Genomic DNA, 15,544 nt, shown 5'->3' with positions numbered 1-15,544 from the left:
ATGAAAAGCCCGCAGCGATGCGGGCTTTTTTGTGGCTGAAATTTGATCAGGCGGCTGCGGGGGTGTCGAAGCCGCGGTATTCGATGACGCGGAATACGTCGCTTACGTCCTGCACCAGGATGCGGGCGGTGTTGGCTACGTGGTTCAGGTCACGCTCCGCAAAATCGGGCAGGCTGGAGCAGGCCATCAGGTTGAGGTGTTCGAGGGCGGCGTTGAGGCGTTCACGCAGGCAGGCGTGCAGGTCCGTGAGTGGTGCATCGCTGTCGATCAATAGCACGGGGTATTCGGTGGCTGTTTCGGTGCAAGGGGTGAAACGGCGGGGTGGGAGTTGTGGCTTCATGGCAAATCCTTAACTCAAAAGAAAATTGGCCACCGTTTGCTGCGAAACAAATAGGGTGGCAGCTGTACGCGGGTTCGCAGACCGAGGAGTTAAGACCCGGCAGACCCGAAGGTCTCCCACGTACAACCGCCATAAAAAGCCGAGCATTGGCAGGACTGCCTATGTCGTATTTTGACGGGTACGGTATTAACTCTGTAGGGCTGCGAAACCCTATCGCCGTTCAATGCCGGCGACGGGGCGAACTATAAGCGGCGCTCCGATTCACCGCAACGGCCCTGTAGGGCACAGGACCCCTGTGGGAGCCGGGCTTGCCCGCGATGGCGGTGTGCCAGTCGAAGAATAAGTTGGCTGATACACCGCCATCGCGGGCAAGTCGAATCGTCGCACCGCCAGCTCCCACAGGGATACGTGTTGTTTAAGTGATTGTGTTAATCACCGAATGATCCTTGGGTCCATAGGACAGTGCCTACGAGATGTGAGGAGACTTAGTTCTCCACCAGCACCTTCGGATTCGAGTTACCCCACACCGTATACAGATCCGCCAGCAACGCACCGTTGATGTCTTCAACCTCCGCCTGGCTGGTCTCCACCGCGCCCTGCTTGCCGAACAACACCACCTCATCGCCGCTCTTCACGGTCGGCACGTCGGTGACATCGACCATCAGGGTGTTCATCGACACCTTGCCCACCACCGGCACCCGGTGCCCGTTGATCAGCACGATGCCTTTGTTGGTAAACGCCCGGCGATAGCCGTCGGAATAACCCACGGTGATGTTCGCCAGTTTCGAATCCCGCGCCAGGGTGTAGGTGCGGTCGTAGCCTACGGTGTTGCCTTTCGGGTAGCTGTTGACCGACGCCACGTGGGATTTGAACTGCATCACCCGCTTGTATTCGGTGAACGACGGTACGGTATCGCCAAACAGCAGGCCGCCCGGACGAACCATGTCCAGCCGCGACTCGGGTACTTCCAGGGTGGCGAAGGAGTTGGCGGCGTGCAGGGTGATTTTGCTGCGGTCGAGCTGGGCGACGCTGATCAGCCAGTTGGCTTGTTCGTTGAACGCCTTGAGCCCGGTGCGCACGTCGGCGGCATCTTCAACGGCGAAGTGGGTCATGATCGCCGTCACCTGCAGGTTTGGCACCTTGGTAATGGCTACGGCGTCGCGGCGGCCCTGGGCGGTGGTCATTTCCACACCGTTGCGGCTCATGCCGCTGGAGTTCAGGCCCAGGTGCACGACCAGTGGGCGGCCGTGGTTTTCGGCGATCAGGCTGGCGCGCACGGCGAAGTCCAGATTGCCCACCAGCTCTTCGACGTTATACGGCAACGCAGCTTCCAGCTCGCTCAGGGCGGCGGTGCGTACGCGGATCAGTTGGCCCTTGAAGCCGCTTTCACGGACCACGCGGGCTTCTTCGTTGCTGGCGATGCCGACGCAGGGCACGCCCAGTTTGATCACCGAGGGCATCAGTAAACCGATGCCGTGACCGTAGGCATCCGCCTTGAGCACGGCGCAGATTTTCGACTTGTCAGCGAGGCTGGCTTGCAGGGTGCGGATATTGTTTTCGAAGGCGACCTTGTTGATTTCGACCCAGGCGTTGCTGTCCTGGATATTGACCTGGGCCACCCCGTCGGCCATCGAGAGGGGCGGGGCGGCGAAGGCCGGGTTTTGCAGCAGTGCCATGCCCATAGAGAGGGCGAGCAGGGTGCGGGAAAAGGGCATTGGGCAGTCTCCATGACTTTCTTGTAGGGGGTAGTGCGCGTGCGCGGCGCCATACTCGGATTGTCCTACAAGAAAGTCGAGACCCTGGGTCGCGGTTCTGTCCTAAAGCGTCGTGGGACCGGTCGCTGAAGCGAATCAGCTTCAGTCGTGATCAATGTCCAGCTTGGCAAACGTCACGCGGGCGCCTTCCTTGCTGTTGCCGCTGTTGTCCTGCACGTAGGCGCCGGCCTTGAAGTACAGCGGCTGTTTGCCCCACGCAGCACCGATGCGTTCGTTCCACTGCCCGTTGGCGGCGTCGACGCTTAGCAGGCCGGCCTTGTTCAGGTGGATGACGTAGGTGAAGTCGCGGTCCAGCGGTACGTTCTCGGCGACGATGATCACCCGGCCTTCCGACTCGTCAGGGCGCATGCGCACCTTGGCGACGATGTTGCCGGTCTGGGTTTTTTCCTTGTATTGGTATTCGACCTTGATCAGTGGCTTCTGGCTTTCGTAGGCGTGGATTTGACCGATCACCACCTTGCCGGAGGACGGCACCTTGTTGACCGCCAACGTGGCACGCAGGAAATTGTCGGCGTCGCTGTACAGCCAGTTGCGCAGGCGGCCGTCGGCGTAGGTTTCCCGCAGTTCGCTGCGAGGGTAAACAGCGTTCTCGGTACGCGTGCCGGTTACCGGGGTCCAGAATTGCACGCTGCTGCCTTCGGCCTGGAAGTATTGGTCCTTGAACCCGCTGAGCAGTTTCGGCGTGTCGATGGTCGAGGGCGGGGAGCCGACGGGGATGCTCAGGTTCCAGGTGGACAGATCAATCATTGAATACGCCTTTAACGGGGAAAGAAGGCCTTGGCTCGGGAGCCGGCACTTTCTTTATAGGTGGCTCGAAATGGATTGTTAATGGCTTTGTGGCGGATTGTTGGCGCCAATGAAATGTCAAAAAGCCATGTTTCCCGTAAACCGCGGGCTGTAGACACTGACCGTTAGTCGGTTGTCTGGGCTTTGGCGCAATGATGGCACCGTCGTGGCTTCTGCTTTATGGGATCCAGGGCTAGAGTGAGCCCTTATTGTTTATCCGGTTTTGTCGCAAAAATGACCGGAATGACTCCGACGAAAGAGAAGCAGCAATGGAATGCGCTCCAATCAAGCCTCGCGATGGTTGTTCAGTGCTTTTGGTGGTCGATGACTATCCCGAAAACCTGATCAGCATGCGTGCGCTATTGCAGCGTGAAGATTGGCATGTGGTGACGGCGGCCTCCGGGGTTGAAGCCCTGGGATTGCTGCTCGAACACGACGTCGACCTGGTGTTGCTGGATGTGATGATGCCCGGCATGGACGGGTTCGAGGTGGCCCGGCTGATGCGCGGCAGCCAGCGCACGCAACTGACCCCGATCATCTTTCTCAGCGCTCACGCCCAATCGCCGGCGGCGATGCTGGAAGGCTATGCCAGCGGCGCGATCGACTACCTGCTGAAACCCTTCGACCCGAATATCCTCAAGCCCAAGGTCCAGGCCCTGCTGGAGCACCAGCGCAACCGCCGTGCCTTGCAGCGCCTGAGTCACGATCTGGAATCGGCCCGGGCCTTCAATGCCTCGGTGCTCGACAATGCCGCCGAAGGCATCCTGGTGGTGGGCGAAGACGGCGTGATCAGCTACGCCAACCCGGCGATTTCGCGGCTGATCAATGCGCCGGTCGCTGAGATCCAGGGTGCCGAGTTCCTGGGCTTCCTACAGAAGCCCCATGTGCCTGGGTGGTCCGATTCTGCCTTGTATGAAGGCTACAAACGTGGCGAAACCTGGCGCCTGCACGACGCCATCTTGCGCACCGCACCCGGCCAGCAGTTGCCCGTGGCGATGTCGTGCGCCCCGCTACCGGCCGAGCAGAAAGCCATGGTGGTCACGGTGCTGGACATGTCCGAGGTGCGCCATCTGCATCAGCAACTGGAGTTCCAGGCCGTCACCGACCCGCTGACGGGCCTGCTCAATCGGCGTGGGTTTCACCAGTCGGTGGAGAATGTGCTGTTGCGCAGCGAGCGTAACGAGCAGTCGCTGGTGCTGCTGTACCTGGACCTGGACGGGTTCAAGCGGGTCAACGATTCCCTCGGCCACGACGCCGGAGACCGCGTGCTGCGCTGGGTCTCGGAACAGTTGAAGGCGTGCCTGCGCTCCTACGACATTCTTGGCCGCATGGGCGGGGATGAATTCACCGCGCTGCTGGAGCTGGAATTTCCGGAGCAGGCGGCCAAGATTGCGGAAAAACTGATCGAACGGGTGTCGATCTGTCAGCAGGTCGACGGTCTGGATGTGATGCTGGGCGTCAGTATCGGCATCGCCACTTTCCCGGACTGCGGCTCGGACCTCAACGGCCTGCTGCGCGCGGCGGACGTCGCGATGTACGAGGCCAAGCGCGCCGGGCGTCAGCAATATCGCTACTACGACCAGGAAATGAACGGCCGGGCCCGCTCGCGCCTGATGCTCGAAGACAGCGTACGCAGCGCCATCGACAGCAAGGATTTCACCCTGGTGTACCAGCCGCAGGTGTCGTTGCACGACGGCCATCTGCGGGGCGTCGAAGCGCTGCTGCGCTGGCAGCACCCGAGTGTCGGCGATGTGCCGCCGGGGCTGTTTCTGCCGTTGCTCGAAGAGGCGCGGCTGATCAGCCAGTTGAGCACCTGGATCTACCAGCAGGTGGCCGCCCAGCGGCAGGCATGGGCAGGGGTGTTCAGCGATGAGTTGGTCCTGAGCGTGAGCTTGAGCAGCAGCCAGTTCAATATGCCGAACCTGGCCAGCCAGCTGCAGCAGGTGCTGGAGCGACATGGGTTGCAAGGCCGGCAGCTTGAGGTGGAGATCAGTGAAGAAAGCCTGATGCACAATCTGGATGAGTCCACCAAGCAGCTCAAGCTGTTGCGCCGGGCCGGCGTGCGGATTGCCCTGGATGATTTCGGCGCGGGCAACTGCTCCCTGGCCCACCTGCGGGACCTGGAATTCGACACCCTCAAGCTCGACCCGAAGCTGATCGCCCGCCTGCCGGGTTCATCCCGGGACGCGGCGATGGCGCGCAGCATTATCGAATTGTGCCGGCATTTTGATCTGCTGGTGATTGCCGAAGGCGTCGAGACCCAGGAGCAAGTTGAGTGGCTCAAGGCCAACGGCTGCCAGTTCATCCAGGGCCCGCAGGTGGCGCCGCCGTTGATCGCGGATGAAATTGCCGACTGGCGCCTGCGCGCAGCCGCCCGCTGAATTCGCTACACTGGCGCCCATTCAAATACCCGTTGTTGACCCCATGACCGCGCTGAAATACCTCCAGGCCTACCCCCCAGCATTGCAGGAGCAAGTGCGCCAGTTGATTGCCAAGGACCAACTCGGCGACTACCTGACCCAGCGCTACCCCGAACGGCATGGCGTGCAGAGCGACAAAGCGCTGTACAGCTACGCCCAGGCCCTGAAGCAGGAACACCTGCGCAACGCCCCGGCCATCGACAAGGTGTTGTTCGATAACCGCCTGGACCTGACCCACCGCGCCCTCGGCCTGCACACCACCATCTCTCGGGTGCAGGGTGGCAACCTCAAGTCGAAGAAAGAAATCCGTATCGCCTCGCTGTTCAAGGAAGCCGCGCCGGAATTTCTGCGCATGATCGTGGTACACGAACTGGCGCACTTCAAGGAATCGGACCACAACAAGGCGTTCTACAAACTCTGTGAATACATGTTGCCGGGCTACCATCAGGTGGAATTCGACCTGCGGGTGTACCTGACCTGGCGGGACCTGCAGGGCAAGCCCTGACCTTCAAAGGCGATCGAGCATGGATGTGAGCAAGACCAAAAGCAGCTTCTACCGGCGCCTGTATGTGGCGTACCTGATTGATAGCCAGCTGGCCAGCAGCGTCCCGGCACTGACCGAGGTGACGGGCATGCCCCGGCGTACTGCACAGGACACGATTGCGGCGTTGGCGGACCTGGATATCGTGTGTGAGTTTGAACAGGAAGACGGCGCCCGCAACCATGCCGGGCGCTATCGGATTCGTGATTGGGGCGCGATTGATCGGCGCTGGATCGAGGCGAACCTGGCGAGCATTAAACAGGTGTTGGGTTACCCCTGAAAGCTTGGGGTGACCGGGCATGAGGGCCTCTTCGCGAGCAAGCCCGCTCCCACATTCGACCGCATTCCAAAGGTGGAACTCGGTCAAATGTGGGAGCGGGCTTGCTCGCGAAGAGGCCCTCATGCCCGGCGCATGCCTATATGTGGAATGTCATCCTCCAGGTATTCCTCACCCGCCACCACAAACCCGTACCGCCCGTAATACCCCTGCAAATGCGCCTGGGCCGACAGATAGATCGGCACGTCGGGCCACTGTTTCTCTGCCTGCCTGAGGGCCTCATCCATCATCTGGTGGCCCAACCCGGTGCCCCGCGCGCTCGGCGCAACGATCACCCGGCCGATCACCACATCACCACCCTGTGATTCAGGATCCAGCAGGCGCAGGTAGGCCTGCAGTTGACCATCATCCCAGGCCATCAGGTGATGGGTGTCACCGTCCAGGTCCTGGCCGTCGATGTCCTGGTACACGCATTTCTGCTCGACCACGAAGACCTCCGAGCGCAGGCGCAAAATGGCGTACAGCTGCTCCTTGCCCAGGTCACTGTGGTGTTTGCAGACCCATTCGACTGTCATGGTGTTCTCTCGGCTGATTGTCTGGTCAGGATAGTAAGCGCGCGGGAGGCGAGTGTCTAAATTGCGGTTTTTTTGTGAGTGAGATCAATTTGCCATCATTCTCTGCGTGCGACGCTGCCGTCTTTGTGTAATCTGCAGTACAGGCTCATTGATGAGCTACTGTTAAATCCTCGGGTTGCCCCAGAGGTCAGGCCATAGAATGCCCGCCAAGGACTTGAGCATGCCGCGATTTTCTCGTGCCGTTGCTTTGATCGGTTTGTTGTTGCTGGCCCAGGCGGTGGCGGCAGAACGCTTGCGACTGGTGGCGGATGCCTGGCCGCCGTTCACTGACGCCACCCTGGTCAATGGTGGTTTGGCCACCGACATCGTGACCACCGCCCTGGCCCGTGCCGGCTACGCCAGTGAGTTTGAACAGGTGCCCTGGGCCCGCGCCCTGATGGGTGTGGGCGATGGGCGTTACGACGTATTGGTGAACGCCTGGTACGACGATGCGCGTACTCAGTTGGGGCAGTTTTCCGGCGAATACCTGCTCAACCGGGTGCTGTTTCTCAAGCGCCGCGACGATCCCATCGACTACCAGAACCTGGAGCAGTTGCACGACTACCCCGTCGCGGTGGTGCGTGGCTATGCCTATTCAGCGGCGTTCGATGCCGATCCGCAATTGCAGAAAGTCCCGGTGCATAACTTCGCCATGGCCGTGCGCATGCTGGCGGCGCAGCGGGTGCGGCTGACGTTGGAGGACGAATTCGTCGCCCGCTACTACCTGGCTCGGGAGTCCGCCACCGTGCGCAACGCGGTGGAGTTTTTGCCGGTGCCGCTGAGTGAAAACAGCCTGCACATACTGGTCAGTCTGAAAAACCCTCAGCATCAGCAGATTGTTGCCGGGTTTGATCGGGAGATCGCCAGGATGAAAGTGGATGGCAGTTATGCGCGGTTGATGAAGCAGCACGGGATGTAGTGAGGCTAATGGCCCCTTCGCGAGCAAGCCCGCTCCCACATTCGACCGCATTCCAAAGGTGGAACTCGGCCGAATGTGGGAGCGGGCTTGCTCGCGAAGAGGGTTCAGGCTTCGCTGGTATCTTTGATCAGGTGAGCCGCCAACGTGCGCAACGGCCCCAGTTGCCGGCAGATCAGCGCCAATTGCGTCTGCACCAGCCGCTGCCCTTCATCAATCTCATCCGGCATCTGCTCCAGGTCCACTGCCAAGGCTTCCTCGGCATCACTCTGAATCGCGATCGGCTGCTTGTTCGCCAGCCCCGTGGCGATCTCGTCGATGCTCGCCGCCAGCGTCTTCCCGGCGCCTTCGATCAAGTGCTCGCGCACTTCCGCCGGCAGTTGGGTTTCCCGGTGGGCGCCCAGCCCCGACAGGTAGCTGAGCAGCGTGTGGGACAGCACCAGGAACCTGAACCCCACGTCCGCTTCCTTACGGAAATGCCCCGGCTCCATCAGCATGTTCGCCAGGGTGGTGGACAGCGCGGCGTCGGCGTTGTGGGCGTTGCGCCGGGCGAGGCGGTAAGCCAGGTCGTCGCTTTTGCCCGCGGCGTACTGCTGCATGATCTGGCGTAGGTAGATGCTGTTGCAGGTCAGGGTATTGGCCAGCACCTTGTTCAGGCGCCGGCCCTGCCAGTCCGGCAGGAACAGGAACACCGCCAGCCCGGCGATCAGGCTGCCGAGCAAGGTATCGAACAGCCGTGGCAGGAACAGCCCGTAGCCGTCGCCCACCTGGTTGAAGCAGAACAGCACCATCAGCGTGATCGCAGCGGTCGCCAGGGTGTAGCGCGTGGTGCGGTTGATAAAGAACACCAGGCCGGCGGCGATGGCGAACATCGACTGGATCAGCGGGTTGGGGAACAGGTCGAACAGCGCCCAGGCGATGGTCAGGCCGATGGCCGTGCCGATGATCCGCTGGCCCAGCTTGCGCCGGGTGGCGCCGTAGTTTGGCTGGCACACGAACAGCGTGGTGAGGATGATCCAATAGCCTTGGGACGGGTGAATCAAGTGCACCATCCAGTAGCCGATACTCAGCGCCAGGGGCAGGCGCAGGGCATGGCGGAACAGCAACGAAGTCGGCGTCAACTGCGTGCGCAGGCGTGTCCACATTTCCTTGAGGTTGCGCGGTGCACGGTCCAGCAGGCTGCTGTCGGTGGCATCGGCCAGGCTGTCGGGGTTGGCGGCGTCGCCCAGCAGGCGGTCCAGGGTCGACAGGTTGGCGGCCAGGGCGCGCAGGGAGCGCAGCAGGCCGCGCCAGGCCGGGTTGCTCTGGATGCGCAGGTGCTCCAGGGAGGCGTTGAGGTCGCCCAGGGCTTCGGCGAAGCTGTCGTCATAAACGAACGGCTGGCGCATCTGGATCGATTCGGCCAGGGTCTGGCAGGCCTTGCCTTGCTGGCGCAACAGGCGCTGGCAGCGGAACAGCACGTCGCTGTGGAAGAAGGCTTCGGCGAGGGCGTTGTAAGGGTAGTGCGAGGAGCTGGCGCGCTCGTGGATGTCCTGGGCCAGGAAGTACAGCTTGAGGTAGCGGCTGACCTTGGAGCCCGGGCGACCATTGCCGACCCGGTGCAGGATGATCTCTTTGGCGGCGTTCAGTGCTGCCACCACCCGGCCGTTCTGCTGCGCCAGTTCCAGGCGCCGCGCTTCCACATCCAGTTGGCGGATCGGTTCGAACAATGAGGACTTGAGCTTGAGGTAACGCCCCAGCTCACGAAACAGTCGCGCCAGGCTCTGCTGCACTGGCTGGTTGGAAAACAGCACCTGCCACAACACCGACAGCGCGCCATACCACGCGGCGCCGGCCACCAGCAGCAAGGGTTCATGCCAGAAGTCGGTGACGGCGCCACCGCGCTGGTCCACGCCGATCATGGTGTAGACCGAGAGAATCAGGGTGGCCGAAGCGATCGCCCCATAACGCTCGCCGAGGGCACCGAGCATGGTCAGGCCGAAGCTGGACAGAGCCAGGAAGATCGCGAAGATCCAGGGATAAGGGAAAAGCAGTTCGACGGACAGTGCCGCAGTGCTGAAGCACACCAGTGTCACGGCCAGGGCGTTGAGCCGGCCCTGCCAGTTGTCATCGGTCTCGGCCAGGGCGCTGGCGATAATGCCCAGGAACAGCGGGATCAGCAGCGCCATTTCATTCTGGTACCAGCACAGCGCCATGCTGCCGGTCAGGGCGATGAATACCCGTACGCTGTAACTGAACTTATCCAGTGCCCAAAGGCGCCGCATGGACTGCTTGAAGGAGGTCGATGACATGAAGTCTGGGGTCTTCCGGGACGATGCCGCTAAATTGAGCCAGTAATGACGCCACGGCAAGCGTGGCGATCACATCTGAGAGCAAAATTTATTCCAGTCATTACTTCCAAGCACACCACGAACCAAATGTGGGAGCGGGCTTGCTCGCGAAGGCGGTGTATCAGTCACTGATGTATTAGCTGACACTCCGCCTTCGCGAGCAAGCCCGCTCCCACATTTTTTTACCGCGTTCCGTCAGGCAAATTGGGCAGCGGCATAACCGGAAGCCCACGCCCACTGGAAATTGAACCCGCCCAGGTGACCGGTCACATCCAACACTTCGCCGATGAAGTACAAACCGGGGCTTTTCAGGGATTCCATGGTCTTGGACGAGACTTCCCGGGTGTCCACGCCACCCAGGGTGACCTCGGCGGTGCGATAGCCTTCAGTACCCGCCGGCACCAGTTGCCAGCTCCCCAGTTTGCCGGCGATGTCGGCAATCTCGGCGTGGGTGTACTGCTTCATCGGCTTGGAAACGAACCAGGTTTCGGCCAGCAGGTTGGCCATCTTCTTGGTGAAGATCTCACCCAGCAGGGTTTTCAGCTCGCTGTTCGGGCGCTCCACCTGTTGCGCTTGCAGCCAGGTGTGGGCGTCGTGGTCGGGCAGCAGGTTGATTTCCACCGTGTCGCCGGGTTCCCAGTAGGAAGAAATCTGCAGGATCGCCGGCCCGCTCAGGCCGCGGTGGGTAAACAGGATGTTCTCGCGAAAGCTTTGGTCGTTGCAGCTCACCAGGCAATCCACGGACGTACCGGACAGCTCGCCGCACAATTCCTTGAGCTGGTCGGTGATGGTGAACGGCACCAGCCCGGCGCGGGTTGGCAGCAGTTCATGGCCGAACTGCTTGGCCACTTGATAACCAAAGCCGGTGGCCCCCAGGGTCGGGATCGACAGCCCGCCGGTGGCGATCACCAGTGATTCGCAGCGCAACTCACCCAGGGTGGTTTGCAACTGATAGCCGCCATCGACCTTGGCAATCTCCTGCACCGAGGTGTCCAGGTGCATGCTCACGCCGACCTGGATGCACTCATCCAACAGCATCCCGAGGATGTCGCTGGACTTGTTGTCGCAGAACAGCTGGCCGAGTTTTTTCTCGTGGTACGGCACGCCGTGCTTGGCCACCAGCCCGATGAAATCCCACTGGGTGTAGCGGGCCAGGGCGGACTTGCAGAAGTGCGCGTTGTGGGAGAGGAAGTTGGCAGGCTCCGTGTACATATTGGTGAAGTTGCAGCGGCCACCGCCGGACATCAGGATCTTTTTGCCGGCCTTGTTCGCGTGGTCGATCAACATCACCTTGCGCCCACGCCCGGCGGCGGTCAGCGCACACATCAAGCCTGCGGCGCCGGCGCCAATGATCACAACTTCGGTCGAGCGCACAGCCATGTCCTCATACAAATTCTGAATTGGAATACAGTCAAATGTGGGAGCGGGCTTGCTCGCGAATGCGGTGTATCAGTCGACAGATTCGGTGACTGACACTCCGCATTCGCGAGCAAGCCCGCTCCCACATTTTTGATCTCGGTATAGCTTGAGATCTTTACAGGATACGCACGCGCAACGAACGGCCTTTGATCTTGCCGTCATTCAAGCGCTGCAGCGCCTGTTTGGCGATCCCACGTTCCACGGCCACAAAGGCCTGGAAATCAAAGATCGCGATCTTGCCGACCTGGGCCCCCGGAATCCCGGCTTCACCGGTCAGTGCGCCAAGGATATCGCCCGGGCGAACCTTGTCTTTACGGCCAGCGGCGATGCACAGGGTGCTCATCACCGGCAGCAACGGGCCGCCGCTTTGCGGCTTGAGGTTGTCCAACTGGTCCCAGTTCAGCGGCGACTTCTGCAACTGCTCGATGGCCTGGGCGCGGTGGGCTTCAGACGGGGCAACCAGGCTGATAGCGATGCCAGTCTCACCCGCGCGACCGGTACGGCCCACGCGGTGGATGTGGATTTCCGAGTCGCGGGCCAGTTCGACGTTGATCACCATGTCCAGTGCATCAATGTCCAGGCCACGGGCAGCCACGTCAGTGGCGACCAGTACCGAAGTACTGCGGTTGGCGAACATCGCCAGTACCTGGTCACGGTCGCGCTGTTCCAGGTCGCCATGCAGGCCAACGGCGGAGATGCCCTTGGCGGTCAGGTGATCCACGGTTTCCTGCACTTGCTGCTTGGTAAAGCAGAAGGCTACGCAAGACGCCGGGCGGAAATGCGCCAGGACCTTGGTCACCGCGTCCATGCGCTCTTCCGGGGAGATCTCGTAGAAGCGTTGCTCGATCTGGTCGTCCGAGTGGAACGCTTCGGCCTTGACCTGTTGCGGCGCGCGCATGAATTTCGAGGCCAGTTGCTTGATGCTCACCGGGTAGGTGGCCGAGAACAGCAGGGTCTGGCGGCGGGCCGGGGTCTTGCTGATGATGTCTTCGATGGCGTCGTAGAAGCCCATGTCGAGCATGCGGTCGGCTTCATCGAGGATCAGCGTGTTCAAGCCGTCCAAAACCAGCGAACCCTTGCGCAGGTGCTGCTGGATGCGGCCCGGGGTGCCGACGATGACGTGGGCGCCGTGCTCCAGGGAGGCGATCTGCGGGCCGAGGGACACGCCGCCGCACAGGGTCAGCACCTTGATGTTGTCTTCGGCGCGGGCCAGGCGACGGATTTCCTTGGCCACCTGGTCAGCCAGCTCGCGGGTCGGGCACATGACCAGTGCCTGGCAACCGAAGTAGCGCGGGTTGATCGGGTTCAGCAGGCCGATGCCGAAGGCTGCGGTCTTGCCGCTGCCGGTCTTGGCCTGGGCAATCAGGTCCAGCCCTTTGAGGATCACCGGCAAGCTTTGCGCCTGGATCTGCGTCATCTCGACATAACCCAGCGAGTCGAGGTTAGCCAGCATGGCGGCGGACAGGGGCAAAGTATTAAAAGCGGTGGCGATGGTAGTCACGGGACTGGCTCTGCAAAACAAAATGTCGCGTAGTGTACCAGCCTCGTGGGATTTTCCCTGCAAGTTCTAGACGAGAAGCCTGTTAATGCTCAATGTCGTGCTCACGGCTGACCACGCGTTTGCCGTCTTTTGGCGACAATTGCAGGAAGATCGCCGCCGCCAGCATCGCCATGATGCCCACGGTGACGAAGGTCAACTGGAACGCGCCGAGCACGGTGTCGACCCCGTCGTTGCCCACTTCGGCGGTAAAACCACCCAGCAGCGCACCGGCGCAGGCCACCCCAAGGCTCAGGGACAACTGCGCCACCACCGACAGCAAACTGTTGCCGCTGCTGGCCTGGGCGTCGTCGAGGTCGATCAGGGTCACGGTGTTCATCGCGGTGAATTGCAGCGAGTTGATCGCCCCGAGGATCGCCAGCATGCTCAGCAGCAGCGGGTAGGGCGTGTGTTCGCTGACCAGGCCCATGCTCGCCAGCATGATGCCCAGCGCCAGGGTGTTGCCGGTCAGCACCACGCGGTAGCCCAGGCGCTCGATCAGCGGCCGGGCGATGGACTTGGCAAACATCGCCGCCGCCGCCAGGGGCAGCATGCTCATCCCGGCTTCGGACGGTGAGTAACCGAGCGCCACCTGCAGCAACAGCGGCACCAGGAACGGCAACGCGCCGCTGCCCAGGCGAGCGAACAGGTTGCCGAGGATGCCCACCGCAAAGGTCCGGGTCTTGAACAGCACCGGCGAGAACAGCGGGTTCTCGATATGCCCGGCGCGCAGCCAGTAAGCCGCCAGGCACGCGAGGCCGCCGAACAGCAGCAACATCACCCGCAGGTGCGGCAGGTGCAATTCGCCGAGGCCTTCCATGGCGATAGTGATCAGCACCATCGCCGCGCCGAACAGCAGGAAACCCACGCCGTCGAACCGCGTACGTTCGCTGCCGCGCAGGTCGGGGATGAATTTCCAGACGGCGTAGCAGCCGATGATGCCCACCGGCAGGTTGATCAGGAAGATCCAGTGCCAGGTCAGGTATTGCACCATCCAGCCGCCCATGGTCGGGCCGAGCAGCGGGCCCAGCAGCCCGGGAATGGTGATGAAACCCATGATGCGCACCAGCTCCGAGCGCGGGTAGGCGCGCAGCACCACCAGCCTGCCCACCGGCAACATCAACGCACCGCCCAGGCCCTGGATCACCCGGGCGCCCACCAGCATGGTCAGCGTGCTGGAGAGCGCGCAGAGCAACGAGCCAATGCTGAACAGCATGATCGCGCCGAAGAAGATCTTCTTGGTGCCGAAGCGGTCGGCCACCCAACCCGAGGCGGGAATCAGCAGGGCCACGGTGAGCATGTAGGCAATCACTACGCCTTGCATGCGCAAGGGGTTCTCCGCCAGGTCTCGAGCCATGGCCGGCAAGGCGGTGTTGAGAATCGTCCCATCCAGCGACTGCATGAAGAAGGCAATCGCTACCACCCAGGGTAGCCAGCGGGCGGTCTTGGCATCGAGAGGGGCGCGATTCGGCATGAGTTACCTTTTTGTTAGCAGCCTATGTGTCGGCGATTATGCGCCATCGGCAGCTCCTTTTCCCACTGGCCCTTCGTCTATATCTGACAACTCCACGTGTTTGCCCACCAGGAAATCAATCAGCGCGCGGTGCACGGCCAGGGCCGCTTCGCGGGATTCCAGGTCGAGCAAATGGCCAGTGTGTTCGGCGGTGGCGAAGCTGCTGCGGCCTACGTATTTCTTGAACAGGTGGGCTTCGTCTGCCGGGGTGTACTCGTCCAGCACGCCGTTGAGGAAGTGCACCGGGGTTTCGATCCGGGTCAGTTGCGGCAGGTAGTTGCCGTCACCCAGCGCCAGCACCTGATGGATATGGAAGCGTGCCTGGCGATACTCGGTGGTGGCCATGGTCGACAGGTGCCGGTGGTTGTTGCGCTTGAGCCGGGGCGACAGGTATTTGCCCACGGTTTCATTCAGCAGATGGCCGACGGCGGATTTGTCATCGGCCTCGATCAGCACGCGCACCCGCTCTACGTATTCGAGCATGGCCTGGTTGAGGTTGGGCGCCAGTGCCATCACCACCGAGCTTTCAATCGACGGCGGGTTATGGGCGAGGGTCAGCAGCGTGGAAATCCCGCCCCATGAGGCAGACACCAGGTGGTTGACCTCAAAGCGTTCCACCAGAGCGCGCAGGATCTGCACTTCATCGTCCTTGGTCACAAGGTCGAGGTCGGTGTTGTGCGGGCGTGAATAGCCGGAGAACGGCAGGTCGAACATCAGCACATTGAAGTGCTCGGACAGGCACTTGCTGGTGCGTGCAAACGAGCGGGTGGTGGACAGCGCGCCGTTGACCAACAGCACGGTTTTCTTCTCTGGGTTGTTACCAAGCTGCTCTACGTGAACGTTGTAGTGCTTGAACAGCTTTTCAATGACAAAACTTCCATGGTTCATGTCAACGCTCCAGCTTGCCCTATCCCGGGCAAGGTCGTGCATCACTTGCGTGCAAGTGGGTTGAGGACGGCGGGGTGTTGTTTGAGTTTTTTTACCGCGCGGACGTGGCTAGGTGCCACCAACCTTTATAACGAGGTTTTTCGCGAGCGACAACTGGCCGGACGGCCAGGTGTCTGGAGTGGGGTTTT

At 61.5% G+C, this 15,544-nt stretch carries 13 protein-coding genes; 4 read left to right on the top strand and 9 right to left on the bottom strand.

Translation table 11 applies throughout. The annotated features are described in order from the left end of the window. Positions 1-46: 46 nt before the first annotated feature. The 3 genes from V6607_RS30600 to V6607_RS30590 all read right to left on the bottom strand — a co-directional run bounded on the left by V6607_RS30600 (position 47) and on the right by V6607_RS30590 (position 2,862). Positions 47-340 (bottom strand): hypothetical protein, encoded by a 294-nt coding sequence (locus tag V6607_RS30600; RefSeq protein ID WP_008434070.1) that lies wholly within the window; start codon positions 338-340, stop codon positions 47-49. Between the two features lie 485 nt (positions 341-825). After that, the gene (alr, locus tag V6607_RS30595) at positions 826-2,055 is read right to left on the bottom strand and encodes an alanine racemase (RefSeq protein WP_134327449.1); all 1,230 of its coding nucleotides are present in this window, start codon (positions 2,053-2,055) and stop codon (positions 826-828) included. Positions 2,056-2,196: 141 nt separating this feature from the next. Continuing rightward, a complete protein-coding gene (locus V6607_RS30590; RefSeq protein ID WP_003216876.1) occupies positions 2,197-2,862 on the bottom strand; it encodes a polysaccharide lyase family 7 protein in 666 nt (221 codons plus the stop codon). Between the two features lie 308 nt (positions 2,863-3,170). Between V6607_RS30590 and V6607_RS30585 the strand changes: the two genes are divergently transcribed. From V6607_RS30585 to V6607_RS30575, 3 genes are read left to right on the top strand one after another with little or no spacing between them, the layout of a single operon-like run. Beyond that, the gene (locus V6607_RS30585; protein ID WP_087693222.1) at positions 3,171-5,282 is read left to right on the top strand and encodes an EAL domain-containing protein; all 2,112 of its coding nucleotides are present in this window, start codon (positions 3,171-3,173) and stop codon (positions 5,280-5,282) included. 43 nt (positions 5,283-5,325) lie between these two features. After that, positions 5,326-5,826, top strand: a complete 501-nt coding sequence (locus V6607_RS30580; RefSeq protein ID WP_003216881.1) for a M48 family metallopeptidase — start codon at positions 5,326-5,328, stop codon at positions 5,824-5,826. 19 nt (positions 5,827-5,845) lie between these two features. Then, positions 5,846-6,142 carry a winged helix-turn-helix domain-containing protein gene (locus V6607_RS30575; RefSeq protein ID WP_008434063.1) on the top strand — a complete coding sequence of 99 codons (297 nt, stop codon included), beginning with the start codon at positions 5,846-5,848 and terminating at the stop codon, positions 6,140-6,142. A gap of 119 nt (positions 6,143-6,261) precedes the next feature. Here V6607_RS30575 and V6607_RS30570 read toward each other — a convergent pair whose 3' ends face one another. Continuing rightward, the gene (locus V6607_RS30570) at positions 6,262-6,714 is read right to left on the bottom strand and encodes a GNAT family N-acetyltransferase (RefSeq protein WP_003216885.1); all 453 of its coding nucleotides are present in this window, start codon (positions 6,712-6,714) and stop codon (positions 6,262-6,264) included. 220 nt (positions 6,715-6,934) lie between these two features. Here V6607_RS30570 and V6607_RS30565 point away from each other — a divergent pair, with 220 nt between their 5' ends. Continuing rightward, positions 6,935-7,672 carry a transporter substrate-binding domain-containing protein gene (locus tag V6607_RS30565; protein WP_102605038.1) on the top strand — a complete coding sequence of 246 codons (738 nt, stop codon included), beginning with the start codon at positions 6,935-6,937 and terminating at the stop codon, positions 7,670-7,672. A gap of 104 nt (positions 7,673-7,776) precedes the next feature. Here V6607_RS30565 and yccS read toward each other — a convergent pair whose 3' ends face one another. From yccS to V6607_RS30540, 5 genes are all read right to left on the bottom strand, one after another. Then, positions 7,777-9,960: a YccS family putative transporter gene (gene yccS / locus V6607_RS30560; RefSeq protein WP_003216889.1), complete on the bottom strand. Its 2,184-nt coding sequence runs from the start codon at positions 9,958-9,960 to the stop codon at positions 7,777-7,779. Positions 9,961-10,194: 234 nt separating this feature from the next. Continuing rightward, the gene (locus tag V6607_RS30555) at positions 10,195-11,373 is read right to left on the bottom strand and encodes an NAD(P)/FAD-dependent oxidoreductase (RefSeq protein WP_003216890.1); all 1,179 of its coding nucleotides are present in this window, start codon (positions 11,371-11,373) and stop codon (positions 10,195-10,197) included. 160 nt (positions 11,374-11,533) lie between these two features. Further along, complete coding sequence (gene dbpA, locus V6607_RS30550) at positions 11,534-12,871, bottom strand: ATP-dependent RNA helicase DbpA (RefSeq protein ID WP_236260841.1); 1,338 nt, start codon at positions 12,869-12,871, stop codon at positions 11,534-11,536. 130 nt (positions 12,872-13,001) lie between these two features. After that, the gene (gene mdtD, locus V6607_RS30545) at positions 13,002-14,429 is read right to left on the bottom strand and encodes a multidrug transporter subunit MdtD (RefSeq protein WP_134327448.1); all 1,428 of its coding nucleotides are present in this window, start codon (positions 14,427-14,429) and stop codon (positions 13,002-13,004) included. A 36-nt stretch (positions 14,430-14,465) separates the two neighbouring features. After that, a complete protein-coding gene (locus V6607_RS30540) occupies positions 14,466-15,356 on the bottom strand; it encodes an alpha/beta hydrolase (RefSeq protein ID WP_134327447.1) in 891 nt (296 codons plus the stop codon). Positions 15,357-15,544 lie beyond the last annotated feature (188 nt).

The organism is Pseudomonas sp. KK18 (assembly GCF_037094675.1).
In the GTDB taxonomy this organism is placed as follows: Bacteria; Pseudomonadota; Gammaproteobacteria; order Pseudomonadales; family Pseudomonadaceae; genus Aquipseudomonas.
Note: the sequence above shows the minus strand (reverse complement) of the source record. Positions and strands in the feature narration are given on the sequence as shown.